1 protein-coding gene is annotated in these 627 nt (G+C 45.0%); it reads right to left on the minus strand.

Translation table 11 applies throughout. From position 1 onward, the window contains the following. Positions 1 to 627, minus strand: a 627-nt coding sequence (locus tag ACINWC141_RS15035) for an Ig-like domain-containing protein (RefSeq protein WP_009392514.1), incomplete at both ends; no start/stop codon positions are given.

The following is a 627-nucleotide window of genomic DNA, read 5'->3' on the forward strand; positions in this document are numbered from 1 at the left end:
TCTACTGTTGCAGTATATGTTTGCCCATTAATAAGGACAGTAACCACTGTATTTGCCGCATCTGCCGGAACGTTTTTCAACACACCAGTAATGGTGACATTACCCGCTGCTTCTGATGCATTAATCACGTTGTCAGATGTTACTGAATCAACCGTGAAGTTAACACCGTCTGTATTTGGCCCAACCGCATCAACAATACCTGTTCCAGGTAACGATGGGTTACCTGCTGGATCTGTTGCGATTGCTGTTACCTTGTCACCATCTTTAAGATCACCAGGATTATCTACTGACCATGTACCATCTGGTCCTGCTACAACACTTGCTGTACTACCGTCAGGATAGGTCACTGTTACTGTTGAACCAGGTTCTGCTGTACCCGTAATCGGGTCTACCCCGTTAACGGGGTCAATTACTGGCGCATTTGGTGCAGTGGTATCCACTGTATAAGTTTGCGTATCGTTAACAGTACTGCTATTACCTGCTGCATCTGTAAACGTTACTTTCGCATCAATGGTTTGATCTGCATCTGCAGCTAAGGCGCTACCAGGTACACTTACTGTCCAAGTACCGGATGTACTATCTACTGTTGCAGTATATGTTTGCCCATTAATAAGGACAGTAACCACT

It is taken from the genome of Acinetobacter sp. WC-141 (assembly GCF_000313935.1).
Taxonomy (GTDB): domain Bacteria; phylum Pseudomonadota; class Gammaproteobacteria; order Pseudomonadales; family Moraxellaceae; genus Acinetobacter.